13 protein-coding genes and 1 pseudogene are annotated in these 16,600 nt (G+C 71.0%); 13 read left to right on the forward strand and 1 reads right to left on the reverse strand.

The window, feature by feature from the left end; translation table 11 throughout:
* Window positions 1-66: 66 nt before the first annotated feature.
* On the reverse strand, window positions 67-603 hold the full coding sequence (locus SY2F82_RS03490) for an HNH endonuclease (RefSeq protein ID WP_200417413.1): 537 nt from the start codon (window positions 601-603) through the stop codon (window positions 67-69).
* A 322-nt stretch (window positions 604-925) separates the two neighbouring features.
* Between SY2F82_RS03490 and SY2F82_RS03495 the strand changes: the two genes are divergently transcribed.
* From SY2F82_RS03495 to SY2F82_RS03550, 13 genes and pseudogenes are all read left to right on the forward strand, one after another.
* The gene (locus SY2F82_RS03495; protein WP_200417414.1) at window positions 926-2,023 is read left to right on the forward strand and encodes a mechanosensitive ion channel family protein; all 1,098 of its coding nucleotides are present in this window, start codon (window positions 926-928) and stop codon (window positions 2,021-2,023) included.
* A 209-nt stretch (window positions 2,024-2,232) separates the two neighbouring features.
* Window positions 2,233-2,514 (forward strand): hypothetical protein, encoded by a 282-nt coding sequence (locus SY2F82_RS38615; protein ID WP_236041074.1) that lies wholly within the window; start codon window positions 2,233-2,235, stop codon window positions 2,512-2,514.
* Window positions 2,515-2,568: 54 nt separating this feature from the next.
* A pseudogene (locus tag SY2F82_RS38620) lies at window positions 2,569-2,856 on the forward strand (Uma2 family endonuclease); the annotation flags it as partial.
* 179 nt (window positions 2,857-3,035) lie between these two features.
* Complete coding sequence (locus SY2F82_RS03505) at window positions 3,036-4,247, forward strand: ROK family transcriptional regulator (RefSeq protein WP_200417415.1); 1,212 nt, start codon at window positions 3,036-3,038, stop codon at window positions 4,245-4,247.
* Between the two features lie 88 nt (window positions 4,248-4,335).
* Window positions 4,336-5,667, forward strand: a complete 1,332-nt coding sequence (locus SY2F82_RS03510; RefSeq protein ID WP_200417416.1) for an ABC transporter substrate-binding protein — start codon at window positions 4,336-4,338, stop codon at window positions 5,665-5,667.
* A gap of 7 nt (window positions 5,668-5,674) precedes the next feature.
* Window positions 5,675-6,616 carry a carbohydrate ABC transporter permease gene (locus tag SY2F82_RS03515; protein ID WP_200417417.1) on the forward strand — a complete coding sequence of 314 codons (942 nt, stop codon included), beginning with the start codon at window positions 5,675-5,677 and terminating at the stop codon, window positions 6,614-6,616.
* 3 nt (window positions 6,617-6,619) lie between these two features.
* Window positions 6,620-7,513 carry a carbohydrate ABC transporter permease gene (locus SY2F82_RS03520; protein WP_200417418.1) on the forward strand — a complete coding sequence of 298 codons (894 nt, stop codon included), beginning with the start codon at window positions 6,620-6,622 and terminating at the stop codon, window positions 7,511-7,513.
* 6 nt (window positions 7,514-7,519) lie between these two features.
* Window positions 7,520-8,785: a 6-phospho-beta-glucosidase gene (locus SY2F82_RS03525; RefSeq protein WP_200417419.1), complete on the forward strand. Its 1,266-nt coding sequence runs from the start codon at window positions 7,520-7,522 to the stop codon at window positions 8,783-8,785.
* Window positions 8,776-9,750, forward strand: a complete 975-nt coding sequence (locus SY2F82_RS03530) for an N-acetylglucosamine kinase (protein WP_200417420.1) — start codon at window positions 8,776-8,778, stop codon at window positions 9,748-9,750. Before SY2F82_RS03525 ends, SY2F82_RS03530 begins: the two co-directional genes overlap by 10 nt.
* Window positions 9,751-10,114: 364 nt before the next feature.
* Window positions 10,115-11,488, forward strand: a complete 1,374-nt coding sequence (locus SY2F82_RS03535) for a hypothetical protein (RefSeq protein ID WP_200417421.1) — start codon at window positions 10,115-10,117, stop codon at window positions 11,486-11,488.
* A 14-nt stretch (window positions 11,489-11,502) separates the two neighbouring features.
* On the forward strand, window positions 11,503-12,507 hold the full coding sequence (locus SY2F82_RS03540; RefSeq protein WP_200417422.1) for a glutamate ABC transporter substrate-binding protein: 1,005 nt from the start codon (window positions 11,503-11,505) through the stop codon (window positions 12,505-12,507).
* 87 nt (window positions 12,508-12,594) lie between these two features.
* Entirely contained in the window at window positions 12,595-13,917 is a 1,323-nt protein-coding gene (locus SY2F82_RS03545; protein ID WP_200417423.1) for a hypothetical protein, read from the forward strand.
* Window positions 13,914-16,598, forward strand: coding sequence for a serine/threonine-protein kinase (locus tag SY2F82_RS03550; protein ID WP_200417424.1), 2,685 nt, complete (start codon window positions 13,914-13,916; stop codon window positions 16,596-16,598). Before SY2F82_RS03545 ends, SY2F82_RS03550 begins: the two co-directional genes overlap by 4 nt.
* The last annotated feature ends 2 nt before the right edge of the window (window positions 16,599-16,600 follow it).

The following is a 16,600-nucleotide window of genomic DNA, read 5'->3' on the forward strand; positions in this document are numbered from 1 at the left end:
ACAGCCCGGCGGCGGTCGACGGCATGCCGCCGCCGATCGCCCCCGGGAACACGAAGGCCCGGATCCTCAGGCAGAAATGCCGTCGATCCGGGCCAAGGCGTCGTCCGCGCCGTACGGCTGCAGGTATGGCAGCCAGCGCGGGTCCCTATGGCCGGTGCCGATGATGCGCCAGGCCAGACCGGTGGGCGGGGCGGGTTTGTGGCGCAGCCGCCAGCCCAGCTCGACGAGGTGGCGGTCGGCCTTGACGTGGTTGCAGCGGCGGCAGGAGGCCACCACGTTGTCCCAGACGTGCTGACCACCGCGGCTGCGCGGGATGACGTGGTCGACGCTGGTTGCGACGCCACCGCAGTACATGCACCGGCCGCCGTCGCGGGCGAAGAGCGCACGACGGGTGAGAGGAACGGGCCCCCGGTAGGGAACCCGTACGAATCGCTTCAGCCGGACCACGCTGGGTGCGGGGACAGTGACGGTCGCGCTGTGCAGGTAGGCGCCGGACTCCTCGAGGCAGACGGCCTTGTTCTCGAGGACGAGGACGAGCGCGCGGCGGAGCGGTACGACGCCGAGTGGCTCGTACGACGCGTTGAGGACCAGGACGTGCGGCACGGATGCCCTCCTTGTACGCCGGCGGCGCGTGGCTCGCGCCGGGACGATCTGAGAGCCAGTCTCCCCTCATGCCTGGTGGAAGCGCCACCATGTCCCGGTAACGGGCTGGGAGTGTTTTCGACCACACCCGGGGCGCCACCGGGCGCGCGCCCCCCTGCTTCACCTGGTGAACCCCCAGGTGACACGGTCTCTCCACGGAACATCGTCATGATCCCCACACGATGCCCCGTTAGTGTGGTGCTCCTGCCGTCCGGTGACCTTTCCGTGACCTCGACGACCTTGACCGCCCCCACCGGACGCAGACGCACTGGAGGTACCCGCCGTGTCCCTGCCCGCCCTACTGACCGCCGGCGCCACACCGGCTCCGTCCCCCACGGAGTCGACGGCTCCGGCGGTTCCCACGCTCCAGGACGCCCAGGAGAGCGCGAACCATGCCGCGAGCTGGGTCGAGCAGAACTGGTCGACCTGGCTCGCGATAGGCCTCAGGGTCATCCTGATCCTGGTCATCGCGGCAGTGCTGAGAGTGGCGGTACGGCGCGCGATCACCCAGCTCATCGAGCGCATGAACCGCAGCACCGAGGCGACGGCGAACGGCACCTCGCTGGGCGGCCTGCTGGTCAACGCCGAGCGCCGCCGGCAGCGCGCGGCGGCCATCGGATCGGTGCTGCGCTCGGTGGCGAGCTTCCTGATCCTGGGCACCGCGGCGCTGATGGTGCTGGCGACCTTCCAGATCAACCTGGCCCCGCTGCTGGCCTCGGCGGGTGTCGCTGGTGTCGCGGTCGGTTTCGGCGCCCGCAACCTGGTCACGGACTTCCTGTCCGGCGTGTTCATGATCCTCGAGGACCAGTACGGCGTCGGGGACAGCATCGACGCGGGTGTGGCCTCGGGTGAGGTGATCGAGGTCGGCCTGCGAGTGACGAAGCTGCGCGGTGCCGACGGCGAGATCTGGTACGTCCGCAACGGCGAGATCAAGCGCATCGGCAACCTCTCGCAGGGCTGGGCGACGGCCGGGGTGGACGTCACCGTCCGCGCGAGCGAGAACCTGGACCGGGTGAAGGCGGTCCTGGACGCGGTGGCCGAGCGGATGAGCAAGGACGAGCCCTGGAACGAGATCCTCTGGGGCCCCGTCGAGGTGCTCGGACTGGACAGCGTGCTGATCGACTCCATGGTGGTCCGTCTCTCGGCGAAGACCATGCCGGGCAAGGCACTGGCGGTGGAGCGCGAGCTGCGCTGGCGCGTCAAGCGGGCCTTCGACGAGGAGGACATCCGCATCGTGGGCGGCCTGCCCGCAACCCTCACGGAGGAGGAGGCCGCCGACCCTGCGGCCCCGGTGGCACCCCCGTCGGCCCACTCCAACCCGGACTCCCCGCAGTCGGAGGCGGCGTCCCCGATCCCACCGCCGCGTCCGGCGGCGAAGTAGCGGGTCGCACGGTCGTGTGAGGGAGGCGGCGCCTGGTTGTTCCGGGCGCCGCTTCTTCGTGTGCGCGGGGAGGGCGGAACGGTTCAGCACGCTCGTTCGGTGAACGGGAACGTTTTTGCAGGTCAGTGACCCGATCGGCTCGCGCATGCTCCTGCCGGGGAACCCAGCGTGGGCGTAGCCTGGCACCAGCGCGACAAGGAGAACCAGCAGTGATCGCCGAACCCCTCATGGAGCCGGTCATGCCACAGGTGGACCCCATCGACCTGTTGATCGCGTTCGAGGAGGCAGCGTCACCGATGCCGATTCGGGCGGAGTACATCGAGGGGACGGGCATCGTGCCGCCTCAACCGGAGCATCGGCACAACGCCGGGGCCATCAAGCTGATCGTTCAGCTCCACATGGCAGGAATGGATCTGGCAGGTGCGGGCGACGGGTTTCGTGTCGCCCACACAGACGGGCGCACCATGGCACTGGTGGTCCCGGACCTCTAGGTCTGCCACCGCGAACCCACCGAACTCGACGAGTCCTACCGCAAGGCCCACAAGGGCTGGTATCCGATCAACATGGTCGCGCTCATCGGCGAGGTCACCTCCACCAACCACGAGACGGATACAGGCCCCAAGCTGCGCACCTATGCCGCCGCCGGCGTCCCCGTCTACGTACTGATCAACCGCCACACGCAGACGGCGCACTGCTACACCGAGCCGATCCTGCCCGGCGACGACCCCACCGCCGCGTACTACGGCAACGAGTCCAAGGTCCACCTGGGCGAACTCCTCACCCTCCCCAACCCCTACCCCACCCTGGACACGACCCCTTTCCTGGAGAGCTGACCCGGTAACGACTCGGTCGCCCGCCGGTGGCCGGTATTGACGCCTCCGGCGGTTCGCGCCTACCTTCCTGCCACCGATAGGAAACCTTCCTAACAGATCGCGAGCACAGCGATCAGTCGGTGGACTTCCCCGCGCCCTCACTGAGAAGCTGGGCCGTTGAAAGGCAGGTGGCGACACGCATGGCAGGATCCGCCGGTACACCGGGCACCCCCCGGGTGCTGCGCGCCATGAACGACCGCGCCGCCCTGGATCTGCTCCTGGAGCACGGCCCGCTCAGCCGCACCCGCATCGGCAAGCTCACCGGCCTGTCGAAGCCCACCGCCTCCCAACTGCTCGCCCGTCTCGAGGCCGCCGGACTCGTCCTGATGACCGGTACCAGCGAGGGCCGCCCGGGCCCCAGCGCCCAGCTGTACGTCGTCAACCCGGCCGCCGCCCATGTCGCCGGCCTGGACGTCACCCCCGAGCGCATCCTCGCCGCCGTCGCCGACATCACGGGCCGGACGGTCGGCGAGTACGAGCTGCCCACCCCCGGCCGCCGCACGGCGCAACCCGTCGTACGGCAGGTCACCGACGCCCTCGACGGCGCCGTGAAGGCCGCCGGGCTCGCCGCCTCCGACGTGCACCGGGTGGTCATCGGCACCCCGGGCGCCTTCGACCCCAACACCGGCCGCCTGCGCTACGCCTCCCACCTGCCCGGCTGGCACTCCCCCACGCTGCTGGAGGAACTGGCCGCCGCCCTGCCGATGCCGGTCGAGTACGAGAACGACGTCAACCTCGTCGCCCTCGCCGAGCAGCGCCTGGGCGCGGCCAGGGGCCACGACGACTTCGTCCTGCTGTGGAGCGAGGGCGGTCTCGGCGCGGCCCTCGTCCTCGGCGGACGCCTGCACCGCGGCTGGACCGGCGGCGCGGGCGAGGTCGGGTTCCTGCCGGTGCCCGGCGCACCCCTGGTGCGCCACGTCACCAAGGCCAACAGCGGCGGCTTCCAGGAACTGGCCGGCTCCCAGACCATCCCGGCACTGGCCCGCGAACTCGGCATCGACGACGTACCCACCGGCCCGTACGCCGAGGTCGCCGCCACCCTCGTCGCCCGGGCCGCCGACAGCGCCACCGGCCCCCACCGGCGGCTCCTTCAGACGTACGCGACCCGGCTGGCCACCGGTCTGGCCTCGCTCGCCTCCGTGCTCGACCCCGAACTCGTCGTCCTCAGCGGCGCCTCCCTCACCGCCGGGGGCGAGCCGCTGCGAGGCCTGCTCCAGGCCGAACTGGAGGAGCTGGCCGCATCCCGGCCACGCCTCGTCGTAGGCGACGTGCGTGAACACCCCGTGCTGCGCGGGGCGCTGGAGAGCGCCCTCGCCACCACCCGCGACGAGGTCTTCGACACCTCGCGCTGAGTCCCCGGGTCCCCACCCCGGTTCCACCCCTGCCCCGGCACCCACTCCGGTCGAACCACACCCCCGCCCGTCCCAGGGAGACCCCGTCATGCCCGAAACAGTCCGAAAAGTTGCTTTCGCCCTGACCGCATCGGTCGCTCTCCTCACGACCGCCTGTACCGGCCAGTCCTCCTCCGGCGCGAGTGACGACGCGTCCAAGCAGACCACCATCAACTTCTGGCACGCCTGGAGCGCGCCGAACGAGACCAAGGCCGTGAACGCGCTGATCGCCGGCTTCGAGAAGGCGCACCCCAACATCCACGTCAACGTCGTCGCCAACATGACCGACGACAAGATCAACCAGGCGCTGCGCACGGGCGGCGACAAGGCCCCGGACGTCATCTCCTCATTCACCACCAACAACGTCGGCAAGTTCTGCTCGTCGGGTGCACTGGTCGACCTCAACCCCTTCTTCAAGAAGGCGGGCATCGACCCGGAGACGACGTTCCCGAAGGCGATGAACGAATACACCCAGTTCGACGGGAACCGCTGCTCGGCGCCGCTGCTGGGTGACGCCTACGGGCTCTACTACAACAAGACGGCCTTCGCGAAGGCGGGCATCAAGACTCCGCCGAAGACCTGGTCCGAATTCGAGACCGACGCCAAGAAACTGACCATCCCGGACGGCGACAGCTACAAGCAGCTCGGCTTCATGCCGGACTACCACGGCTGGGAGACCACGACCGAGCACTACTTCGGCCAGTTCTCCCCGACGTACTTCGACAAGGCCGGCAAGTCGCAGCTCGCCACGGACCCCGCCTTCGAGGCCGGATTCAAGCTCCAGAAGAAGCTCGTCGACGAACTCGGCGGCTTCAAGAAACTGGAGACCTACCGTTCCAAGCTCGGCGACGAATGGGGCGTCAAGCACCCCTTCCACACCGGTCAGGTGGCCATGCAGCTGGACGGCGAATGGCGCCTGGGCATGGCCCTGGACGCCAAGCCGAAGTTCGACATCGGCGTGGCCCCGCTGCCCGTCCCCGACGACCAGGTGAGCCAGTACGGCAAGGGCTACATCACCGGCACCATCACCGGCATCTCCGCCGCCAGCCACAAGCAGAACGCGGCCTGGGAGCTGGTGAAGTACATGACCACGGACACGGACGCGGTGGTGAACTTCTCCAACGCCATCCACAACGTGCCCTCGACCCTTGCCGCGCTGAAGTCCCCGAAGCTGAAGTACGACCCGCGCTTCAAGACGTTCCTGGACATCGCCGCGAACCCGAACTCGACCACCTCTCCGGCCTCCATCAACGGCGGCGTGTATCTCACGACGATCCAGAACTTCGGCTACGACTACGAGAGCGGAAAGGTCACCGACCTCAAGGCGGGCCTGAAGAAGACGGCCGCGCAGATCGACACGGACATCGCGCAGGCGAAGTAGTCCGACGATGAGCACCATCACTCTGGCGTCGAAGCGCCGCAGGTCGGCGCTTCGCACTCTCGCCTTCATGTCGCCCTGGTTGATCGGCTTCGCGGTCTTCTTCGCGTATCCGCTGATCTCGACGGTCTATTTCTCCTTCATGCACTACGACGGCTTCAAAGCGCCGACGTGGAGCGGGACGAAGAACTGGACGTACGTCTTCGAGCACTACCCCTACTTCTGGCCGGCTCTGCGAAACACCCTGTGGCTGGTGGTGGTCACGGTGACCCTGCGAGTCCTCTTCGGACTGGGCATCGGCCTCCTCATCACGAAGATCAAGACCGGCACGGGTGTCTTCCGCACCCTCTTCTACCTGCCCTACCTGGCCCCACCAGTGGCGGCCACGATGGCCTTCGCCTTTCTCCTCAACCCCGGTACCGGCCCGGTCAACTCGATCCTGGAGAAGATCGGCATCCCGGCCCCGGGCTGGTTCAACGACCCGAACTGGTCCAAGCCGGCCCTCACTCTCCTCTTCCTGTGGGGCGTGGGCGACCTGATGGTCATCTTCATGGCCGCGCTGCTCGACGTACCGAAGGAGCAGTACGAGGCGGCCGAGCTGGACGGGGCCTCGGCGTGGCAGCGGTTCCGGTTCGTCACGGTCCCGAACATCTCGCCGATCATCATGTTCGCGGTGGTCACCGGGGTGATCGCGGCGATGCAGTGCTACACCCAGCCGCTGGTCGCCGGAAAGGTCGCCTCGGGCGTGATCCAGGGCGCGGGCACCATGTTCGAGCCCGGCTACCCCGAGAGGTCGACGCTCACCCTCCCCCAACTCGTCTACAACCTGGGCTTCCAGCGCTTCGACTACGGCTCGGCCTGTGTGGTCGCCCTCGTCCTGTTCGCCCTCTCCATGGCCTTCACCGCGTTCCTGATGCGGCGCCGCGGCGGACTCATCCAGGCAGGTGACTGACAGATGACCCAAGTACTGGACCGGCCCGTGGAGTTGAAGACCCCGGCCTCCCCCGCCGAACGCACGGCCCGCCGCAAGGCGCTCCTGGAATGGATAGCCATCCACTCCCTCGGCATCGCCGCGGCCCTGTTCTTCACCCTCCCCTTCGTCTTCGTCTTCCTCACCTCGCTCATGAGCGACGACCAGGCCCTCAGCCGGGACCTGATCCCGCACACCTGGGAGTGGGCCAACTACCGCAAGGTCTTCGACACCCCGGGCTTTCTCACCTGGTGGAAGAACACCCTGATCTACGCCGGCGCGGGCACGGTCCTCGTGGTCCTGTCCTCGATCCCCGTGGCGTACGCGCTGGCCAAGTTCCGCTTCCGGGGCCGCAACCTCTCCCTGATGCTGGTGATCTCGATGATGATGCTGCCGCCCCAGGTGGTGGTCATCCCGATGTACCTGTTCTGGGCAAAGCAGCTGGATCTGTCCGGCACCCTGTGGCCGCTGATCATCCCGCTCGCATTCGGGGACGCGTTCTCGATCTTCCTCCTCCGCCAGTTCCTGATGACGATCCCCAACGAGTACCTGGACGCGGCGAAGGTGGACGGCTGCGGAGACATGCGCACCCTGCTGAAAGTCGTCCTCCCGATGGCGAAGCCCGGCATCGCCGCGGTGGCCCTCTTCCAGTTCTTCAACGCCTGGAACGACTACTTCGGCCCCCAGATCTACACCTCGGAGAACCCGGCCGCCTGGACCCTCAGTTACGGCCTGGAGTCCTTCAAAGGCGCCCACCACACCGACTGGAACCTCACCATGGCCGCGACCGTGCTGGTCATGGCCCCCGTGATCCTCGTGTTCTTCTTCGCCCAGAAGGCGTTCGTAGAGGGCGTCACGCTGACCGGAGTGAAGGGTTAACTGTTCATGAAACTCACCGTGGTCGGCGGAGGCTCGACCTACACCCCCGAACTCATCGACGGCTTCGCCCGGCTGCGCGACACCCTGCCCGTCGAGGAGCTGGTCCTCGTCGACCCGGCGCCCGAACGCCTGGAGCTGGTGAGTGGGCTGGCCCGCCGGATCTTCGCCAAACAGGGGCACGACGGCCGGATCGTGACGACCGACGACCTGGACGCCGGCGTGGACGGCGCCGACGCCGTGCTGCTCCAGCTGCGCGTCGGCGGCCAGGCCGCGCGGGAGCAGGACGAGACCTGGCCGCTGGAGTGCGGCTGCGTCGGCCAGGAGACGACCGGCGCGGGCGGCCTCGCCAAGGCGCTGCGTACGGTGCCGGTGGTCCTGGACATCGCCGAACGGGTCCGCCGCACCAACCCGAAGGCCTGGATCATCGACTTCACCAACCCTGTCGGCATCGTCACCCGTGCCCTGCTGAAGGAGGGCCACCGGGCCGTCGGACTGTGCAACGTGGCGATCGGCTTCCAGCGGAAGTTCGCCGCGCTGCTGGGGGTCACCCCGGCTGATGTGCACCTGGACCATGTGGGCCTGAACCATCTCACCTGGGAGACCGGTGTGCGCCTGGGCGGCCCCGAGGGCGAGAACGTGCTGCCCAAGCTGCTCACCGAGCACGGCGAGGCGATCGCCGCCGATCTGCGCCTGCCCAGGGCCCTGGTGGACCGGCTCGGCGTGGTCCCGTCGTACTACCTGCGCTACTACTACGCGCACGACGAGGTCGTGCGGGAACTGAGGACGAAGCCCTCGCGCGCCGCCGAAGTCGCCGCCATGGAACGGGAGTTGCTGCAGATGTACGGCGACCCGGCGCTCGACGAGAAGCCGGCGCTGCTCGCCCGGCGGGGCGGCGCCTACTACTCGGAGGCCGCGGTCGACCTCGCGGCGGCGCTGCTCGGCGGTTCCGGGTCGCCGTACCAGGTGGTGAACGCGTACAACCACGGCACGCTGCCCTTCCTCCCCGACGACGCGGTGATCGAGGTGCAGGCGGCCGTCGGCCCGCACGGACCGGCCCCGCTGCCTGTACCGGCCGTGGACCCGCTGTACGCGGGGCTGATGGCGAACGTGACGGCGTACGAGGAGCTGGCCCTGGACGCCGCCCTGCGCGGCGGCCGGGACCGTGTCTTCCGCGCCCTGCTCTCCCACCCCCTGATCGGCCAGTACGACCACGCCGACGCCCTCACCGACCGACTGATCGCGCACAACCGGGAGCACCTCGCGTGGGCCTGACCGCAAGTGTCCTCGCCATCGACGCGGGCAACAGCAAGACCGACGTCGCCGTGGTGGCCGCCGACGGCGAGGTCCTCGGCACCGCGCGGGGCGGGGGGTTCCGGCCGCCGGCCGTGGGCGTGGAGACGGCGGTGGACGCCCTGGCGGAAGCCGTCGAGCGGGCCTGCGCGGCGGCGGGGGTCGCCTCGGTCGCCCATGTCTCGGCCTGCCTGGCCAACGCCGACCTGCCGGTGGAGGAGGAGCAGCTGGCCGCCGCGCTGCACGCGCGCGCGTGGGGCACGACGGTGGAGGTGCGCAACGACACGTTCGCGATCCTGCGGGCCGGGGTGGCCGAACCGAGAGGCGTCGCCGTGGTCTGCGGCGCCGGCATCAACTGCGTCGGCATGCGCCCCGACGGACGCACCGCCCGCTTCCCCGCACTCGGCCGCATCTCCGGTGACTGGGGCGGCGGCTGGGGCCTTGCGGAGGAGGCCATGTGGTGGGCGGCGCGCGCGGAGGACGGCCGCGGCGGCTCCACCGCCCTGGCACGCACGCTGCCGGCGCACTTCGGTCTCGCCTCGGTGTACGCGCTCATCGAGGCGCTGCACCTGGGACACATCGCCCACGACCGGCGCCACGAGCTGACCCCGGTGCTGTTCGCGACGGCCGAGGAGGGCGACCCGGTGGCCCGCGCGGTCGTGGACCGGTTGGCGGAGGAGGTGGTCACGATGGCGACGGTGGCGCTGAGGCGGCTGGACCTCCTGGAGGAGGAGACCCCGGTCGTACTGGGCGGCAGCATCCTGGCGGCCCGGCACCCCCAACTGGACGGCGCGGTGAGGGACCTCCTGGCGTCGAAGGCCCCGAAGGCGGTCCCCCAGGTGGTCACGGCCCGCCCGGTCCTGGGAGCGGCACTACTGGGCCTGGACCACGAGGGCGCCCCGCGGCAGGCCCAGGAACGGGTACGGGGGTACTACGAGGGGACGTAGCGCGGGCGCCGGGCGGAGCGTGGCTACGGCAGCCGCCGGGCCGCCCCGGCCACCGCAGCTGCCGTGGCTGCGGGCAGTCGGCCTGCGCAGCTGCGGGCAGTCGTGCCGCTGGGGGGACGGGTGGGCGCCGGGGGTACCTCCCAGGCCGTTGAGGCACTGGGGGGAGGCACCCCGTCAGCGCCGGGCTGCGCAACCTCCCCCGGCCCACCCCACCCCCGGGAACCGAACACCACCAGAACGCGTATTCAAGAGCGGGGGGAGGGGCAAAACGGCACAGCTCAGCAACAAGATCACCCAAAGCCCTGTGCGGACAGCACCCCCGGCGGCGATACTTGCCGCGACGGATGGCCAAGGGGGAGGTCAGGTGACACAGCTGCAGCACGGCGTCGCCCCACCGGCGACGCCCCTCGCACCCCGCCGCACCGCCTTCGCCGAGGGCGCCGACCGCCTGCGCGCCGCCGCCGCCACCGAACCCGGCCGGCTCCGCGTCATCGGCGCCGTCCTCGCCCTGCTCGTCGTCTCCTTCGGCGCCGTCACCGCCTGGCAGATGACCGACCGCGCGGGCGCCGCCGACGACGTGCTCCACCGCAGCCAGCCGCTCAGCGCGGGCGCCGCCGACATCTACCGCTCCCTCGCCGACGCCAACACCGCGGCCTCCAGCGGCTTCCTGGCGGGCGGCCAGGAACCCGCCGCGACCACCCTCCGCTACGAGAAGGACATCCGGACGGCCGCCGCCAAGCTGGTCACCGCCGCCGCCAACGCCGAGCCCGGCTCCCCCTCCGCGGCCACCATCACCAAGCTCAACACGCTGCTCCCGGAGTACAAGGGCCTCATCGAACGTGCCCGCGCCAACAACCGCCAGGGCTTCCCGGTCGGCGGCGCCTATCTGCGGGCGGCGAACGAGAAGATGCAGCAGGAGATGCTGCCGGCCGCCCAGGACCTGTACACCAAGGAGAACCAGCGGCTGCGCTCCGACTACAAGAGCGCCACTCCGTATCCCTGGTTCGCCCTCGCCCTCGGCGTCCTCGCGCTCGCCGCCCTCGGCTGGGCGCAGCGCCGCCACTACCTGCGGACCAACCGGGTGCTCAACCACGGTCTGGTCGCCGCCACGGCCGCCTCCGCGATCGTCCTGCTGTGGCTGGTCGCCGGCCACAGCGTCGCCCGCGCGGGCCTGAACTCCTCGTACGCGCACGGCATCCGCTCGCTGAACGTGCTGCACGACGCCCGTATCGCGTCCCTGAACGCGCGCGGAAACGAGAACCTGACCCTGGTCAGCCGCGGCGCCGAGACCAAGAAGCTGCCGAGCGGGGTGGTCGAGGACGCCTACGACTACGCGTTCCAGCAGGACATGGACGCACTCGGCACGACCCTGGCCAAGGCGGCCTCCCTCGCCGACGACCAGGCGGGCGAGCAGCCCGTGAAGGCCGCCACCGGCAACATGAAGGTGTGGCAGGAGCGCCACAAGCAGGCCCGGGCGGCCGACGACGACGGCAACTACCAGGCGGCCCTGAACAAGATCATCGGCTCCAGGGCGGACCAGCCCACCGGCGAGTGCTTCGACAGCGTGGACGCGAACCTGGCGAAGGCGCTGGACCACGAGGAGAGTGAGTTCGTGCAGGCGGCGAGCGACGGCCGGGACGCCATGACCGGGCTCCCGGTGGGCGCGGCCGTCCTCGCCGTGCTGGGCGCCTCCGGCGCGGTGCTCGGCATCGGGCGCAGGCTGTCGGAGTACCGGTGAGAGGGGGAGCGGCGATGATCGCACGGCGTCTGAGGGCGAGCCTGAAGGGCTGGGGCGGCGTGGCGGCGATGCTCGTCGCCTGCGCGCTCACCCTGGTCCTCGCGCTGCTGCTGCCGCTGACCCACCCCCGCGGGAACGGCTCCACGGGCACCGGCGGCCCGGGCCTCGCCCAGGCCACGCAGGCCAAGGACGACTCCTGCGACGGCCACCCGGAGCGGATGAGCCCGCCGCCGTCGAACGACGAGACGGGCCGGGCGGTCACGGCCATCAAGCAGCGCGGCTATCTCTCGGTGGGCGTCGACCAGAACAGCTACCACTGGGGCTACCGCGACCCCAACAGCAAGGGCAGCGACCTCGAGGGCTTCGACATCGACCTCGCCCGCGAGATCGCCCGGCAGATCACCGGCAGCCCGGACGCCGTCCGCTTCCACGCCATCCCCACCAACCAGCGCATCCCGGCGATCAAGAACCACCAGGTGGACATGGTGGTGCGCACCATGACGATCACCTGCGCCCGGCTGGCGGACGTCTCCTTCTCCGAGCCGTACTTCACGACCGGTCAGCAGGTCCTTGCGCCCAAGTCGTCCTCGATCACGGGCTATGACACGTCGCTCGTCGGCAGGAGGATCTGCTCGGCCCAGGGCTCGACCGCGGGCGCGAAGCTGACCGAGGACAGGAAGTCCGGCCGGCTCGCCGCGTCCGCCGACATCTCCACCACCGTCCCCAACCAGCTCGACTGCCTGGTGAAACTGCAACTCGGCGAAGTCGACGCGGTGGTCACCGACGGAGCGCTCGCCGCGAGCCAGGCCGCCCAGGACCCGACCGTCGAACTCAAGGGGAAGCCCTTCACGACCGAGTACTACGGCGTGGCGATGAACAAGGATGACAAGGATCTGGTACGCCGGGTCAACCAGGTGCTGGAGGACTACCGCAAGGACGGCTGGCAGGCCTCGTACACCAGGTGGCTGTCCCAGACGCTGGGCAAGGACTCGACGCCGTCACAGCCGCCTTCCACCTGAACCGGCGCAACCGACCTGGTACCACTGGAGAGTTGCCCCGGCGCACCGGACACGCGCGCGGGGAACGACGAGAGCGAGAGGTGATCGATGGGCGTCACGGGACCCACCGGGCCGGTGCTGGACCGGGACGAGGTGGACCGTGCGCTGGCGCGGCTCGGTGCGGAGCACGAGGCCATAGAGACCTCGCTCCTCGCCCTCCAGGACCACGCGGGCCGCAGACTCCTCGAGGGCGCCGAACTGACCGGCGTCACCAAGGAGCGGTGGGCGTCGGCGGAGGCGTCGATCACCCTGCTGTGGGCGTACTTCGACGCCTACACGGACACGCTGCGCACCGCCCGGGAGATCCGCTCCCGCAGACGCTGGTCGAGCCGCGAGGACCTGGCCGAGCTGACCGAACTGCTGCGCGGCCCGAGCGTCACCGTCGCGGGCGGCACCACGGCGACGGCGAACGCGCCGACCCTGGCGGGCACCGGCCGGCTCAGCGAGCAGTTCACCCTGGAGCAGCTCGTGGACCGGATGAACGACCTGTACGCGTCCTCGCTGGACATGGTCGTGGCCGCCGACGCGGTGTGGTCGGCGCTGCCCGCCCGCATCGATTTACTGGCCGCGGAGTTGCAGCGCACGCGTCAGCTCGCCCACTCGGTGGGCGTACGCCCCGGTGAGCATCCGGCCGGCGACGACCTGGAGCGCATCACCCGCACCCTGACCAGGCTGCGGGAGCAGGTGGTCTCCGACCCGCTGGCGTACTGGGTCCCGGCCCAGGGGAGTTCGGCTCCCGGCGGCGGCAGGCCGGACACCACGGTGTACGACCGCCAGGCGCGCGCCCTGGAGGACGTACGCCGGGAGATCGACGCCGTACTGACGGTGCGTCAGGACGCGGAGAAGCGGCTCGTCAGACTGCGCGACCTGCTCAGCCGCGCCGACCGCACCCTGGCCGAGGCCCGCAGCGCGCGCGGTGAGGTGCTGGCGAAGATCGCCGCCTCGGAGGTGCCCGCGGTCAGCGGTCCGCCCACCGCGCTGCAGGAGCAGTTGGCGACGGCCGCCGAGTACCGCAGGCACGCCCAGTGGCACCGCCTGTCGCCGCTCCTGGACTCACTGGAGCAGAGGGCGGAGGACGAACTCCAGCGCGCCCGCGAGTCGCTGACGGCGGTCACCGCGCCGCTCGCGGTCCGCGCCGAGCTGCGCGGCCGCCTCGACGCGTACAAGGCGAAGGTGGCCCGGCACGGCCTGGCGGAGGACCCGCTGCTGGTCGAGCGGTACGACACGGCCCGCCGCATGCTGTGGAGCGCACCCTGCGACCTGAGGGCCGCCGAGCAGGCGGTGCTGCGCTACCAGCGGGCGGCCGCGGAACTGCTCGGCGCGCGCGTGCCCGAACCGGGCGCACCGGCCGACCGGAGGGGGGAGGCATGAGCCAGGCGGGGCGGACGTGCCAGCGGCCCGGCTGCGAGGGGTCGTACGAGGACGTGGGCGGCGGCGAGCTGTACTGCGACACGTGCGGGCTCGCGCCGGTCGTCTCGGCGAAGGGCGCGGAGGGCTCGTCGCCCGCGGGAGGCACCGCGGACGGCAAGGGCTCCCAAGGTTCGGGAACCGGCGGTGCGCGGCCCGGTTCCGGAGCGTCGTCGCGGTCGTCGCAGTCCAGGCGGTCGTCACAGTCGCGGCGGTCGGTGTCGGGCCGGCTGTCCGGGAAGTCCACCGGCCGCTCGGTGTCGGTGCGCAGCTCCGGTTCCACGGCCGGGAGTTCGGGCCGCAGCCGGCTCGGCCTGGGGCTGGTGCAGGTCCCGGCGGTGCCGCGGCCCGACCCGCGGGCCATGGTGCTGGAGCGCGCGGAGGTGCCCGAACGCAAGCGGTTCTGCTCGCGCTCCGACTGCGGGGCCCCGGTGGGGCGGGCGCGCGGCGACCGGCCCGGGCGCACGGAGGGGTTCTGCACCAAGTGCGGCCACCCCTATTCGTTCGTCCCGAAGCTGAAGGCCCAGGACATCGTGCACGGCCAGTACGAGGTCGTGGGCTGCCTGGCGCACGGCGGGCTCGGCTGGATCTACCTGGCGGTGGACCGCGCCGTCTCCGACCGCTGGGTGGTCCTCAAGGGCCTGCTGGACACCGGCGACCAGGACGCGATGGCCGCGGCGATCTCCGAGCGGCGCTTCCTCGCGGAGATCGAGCACGCCAACATCGTGCGGATCTACAACTTCGTCGAGCACCTCGACCAGCGCACGGGCTCCCTCGACGGCTACATCGTCATGGAGTACGTCGGCGGCAAGTCGCTGAAGGAGATCGCCAACGAGCGTCGCGCACCGGACGGGCGACGCGATCCGCTGCCGGTGGAGCAGGCGTGCGCATACGGCATCGAGGCGCTGGAGGCGCTCGGCCATCTGCACAGCCGGAACCTGCTGTACTGCGACTTCAAGGTCGACAACGCCATCCAGACCGAGGACCAGCTCAAGCTGATCGACATGGGCGCGGTGCGCAGGATGGACGACGACGAGTCGGCCATCTACGGCACGGTCGGCTACCAGGCGCCCGAGGTCGCGGAGGTCGGCCCGTCGGTGGCCTCCGACCTGTACACGGTCGCGCGCACCCTGGCGGTGCTCACCTTCGACTTCCAGGGCTACACGAACGCCTACGCCGACTCCCTGCCCGACCCGGACACCATCGAGGTCTTCCGCCGGTACGAGTCCTTCTACCGGCTGCTGGTCCGCGCCACCGACCCCGACCCCGCGCGCCGGTTCGCGTCCGCGCAGGAGATGTCGGAGCAGCTGACGGGGGTGCTGCGGGAGGTCGTCGCGCTTCGGACGGGCCGTCCGAGGCCCGCGCTGTCGACGCTGTTCGGTCCGGAACTCAGGGTCACGGACACGGAGTTGTTCCCGAAGCAGGCCGAGGAGGTGTCGCGGCTGGGGGCCCGGGTGGTGCCGGCGCGCCGCCTGCGCCGGTCGGCCGGGGGTGCGCTGCCCGCCACGCCGGGAACGGCGGGCTCCGGAGCCGGGAGTACGCTGCCCGCCACGCCGGGCACCGTGGGGGCTGCGTCCGCCTCCGCCGTCGAAGCCCCTGCCCCCGCCGCCCCTCCCGCCGTCTCCGGCTCCCCCGCCGCCGGTACCGGTCCGGCGGCGGCCGGGGGCACGGGTGGCGCGGCCGCCGTCGGCGCCCCCGCCGTCGTCAAGCCGGTCGACGCCCCTGCCGCCGCGCTCGCGCTGCCGGTCCCGCATGTCGATCCCGGCGACCCCAACGCCGGTTTCCTGGCCGGTCTCATCGCCTCCGCGCCCGCCGAGCTGATCGTCGCTCTGCGGAGCGCACCCACCGCCTCGCCGGAGCTGAGGCTGCGCGAGCTGCGCGCCCGGCTGGAAATGGGCGAGACGGCGGGTGCCGGGCAGGCCCTCGCGGCCCTGGAGGCGGACCACGCGGACGACTGGCGGGTCGTGTGGTACCGCGGCGTCACCGCGCTCGTCACGGGCGACCACGAGGCCGCCGCGCTCTCCTTCGACGCGGTCTACGACGCCTTCCCCGGCGAGCCCGCGCCCAAGCTGGCCCTCGGCCTGTGCGCGGAGGTCCTCGGCCAGCTCGACAACGCCGCCGAGTACTACCGCCTCGTATGGACGACCGATCCGAGCTACGTCAGCGCGGCGTTCGGTCTCGCCCGCGTCCGGTTCGCCGCCGGTGACCGCCAGGGTGCCGTGCGTACCCTGGAGTCCGTGCCGGAGGCGTCCATCCACTACACCGCCGCCCGCGTCGCCGCCGTCCGGGCGCGGCTGCGGCAGCGCACCGGCCGGGGACCGGACCAGGCCTTCCTGGACGACCTGGTGGCCGCCGCGGGACAGGTGCAGGCGCTGGAGGCGTACGGTCTGGACGCCGTGCGGCGCGAGCAGTTGTCCACAGAGGTCCTGGGCTGTGCGCTGGACTGGGTACTCTCCGGTGGCCAGGGCTCCGCGCCGCCCCCGGCCGACGGGCGGGCGCTGCTCGGCAGCGACCTGGACGAGCGCGGCCTGCGCTTCGGCCTGGAGCGCTCGTACCGGACGCTGGCCAGACTCGCACAGGGCGGCGAGGAGAGGATCGACCTGGTGGAACGTGCAAACCGTTACCGCCCCCGGACGTGGGTGTGATC

This window comes from Streptomyces sp. Y2F8-2 (assembly GCF_014905555.1).
In the GTDB taxonomy this organism is placed as follows: domain Bacteria; phylum Actinomycetota; class Actinomycetes; order Streptomycetales; family Streptomycetaceae; genus Streptomyces; species Streptomyces cynarae.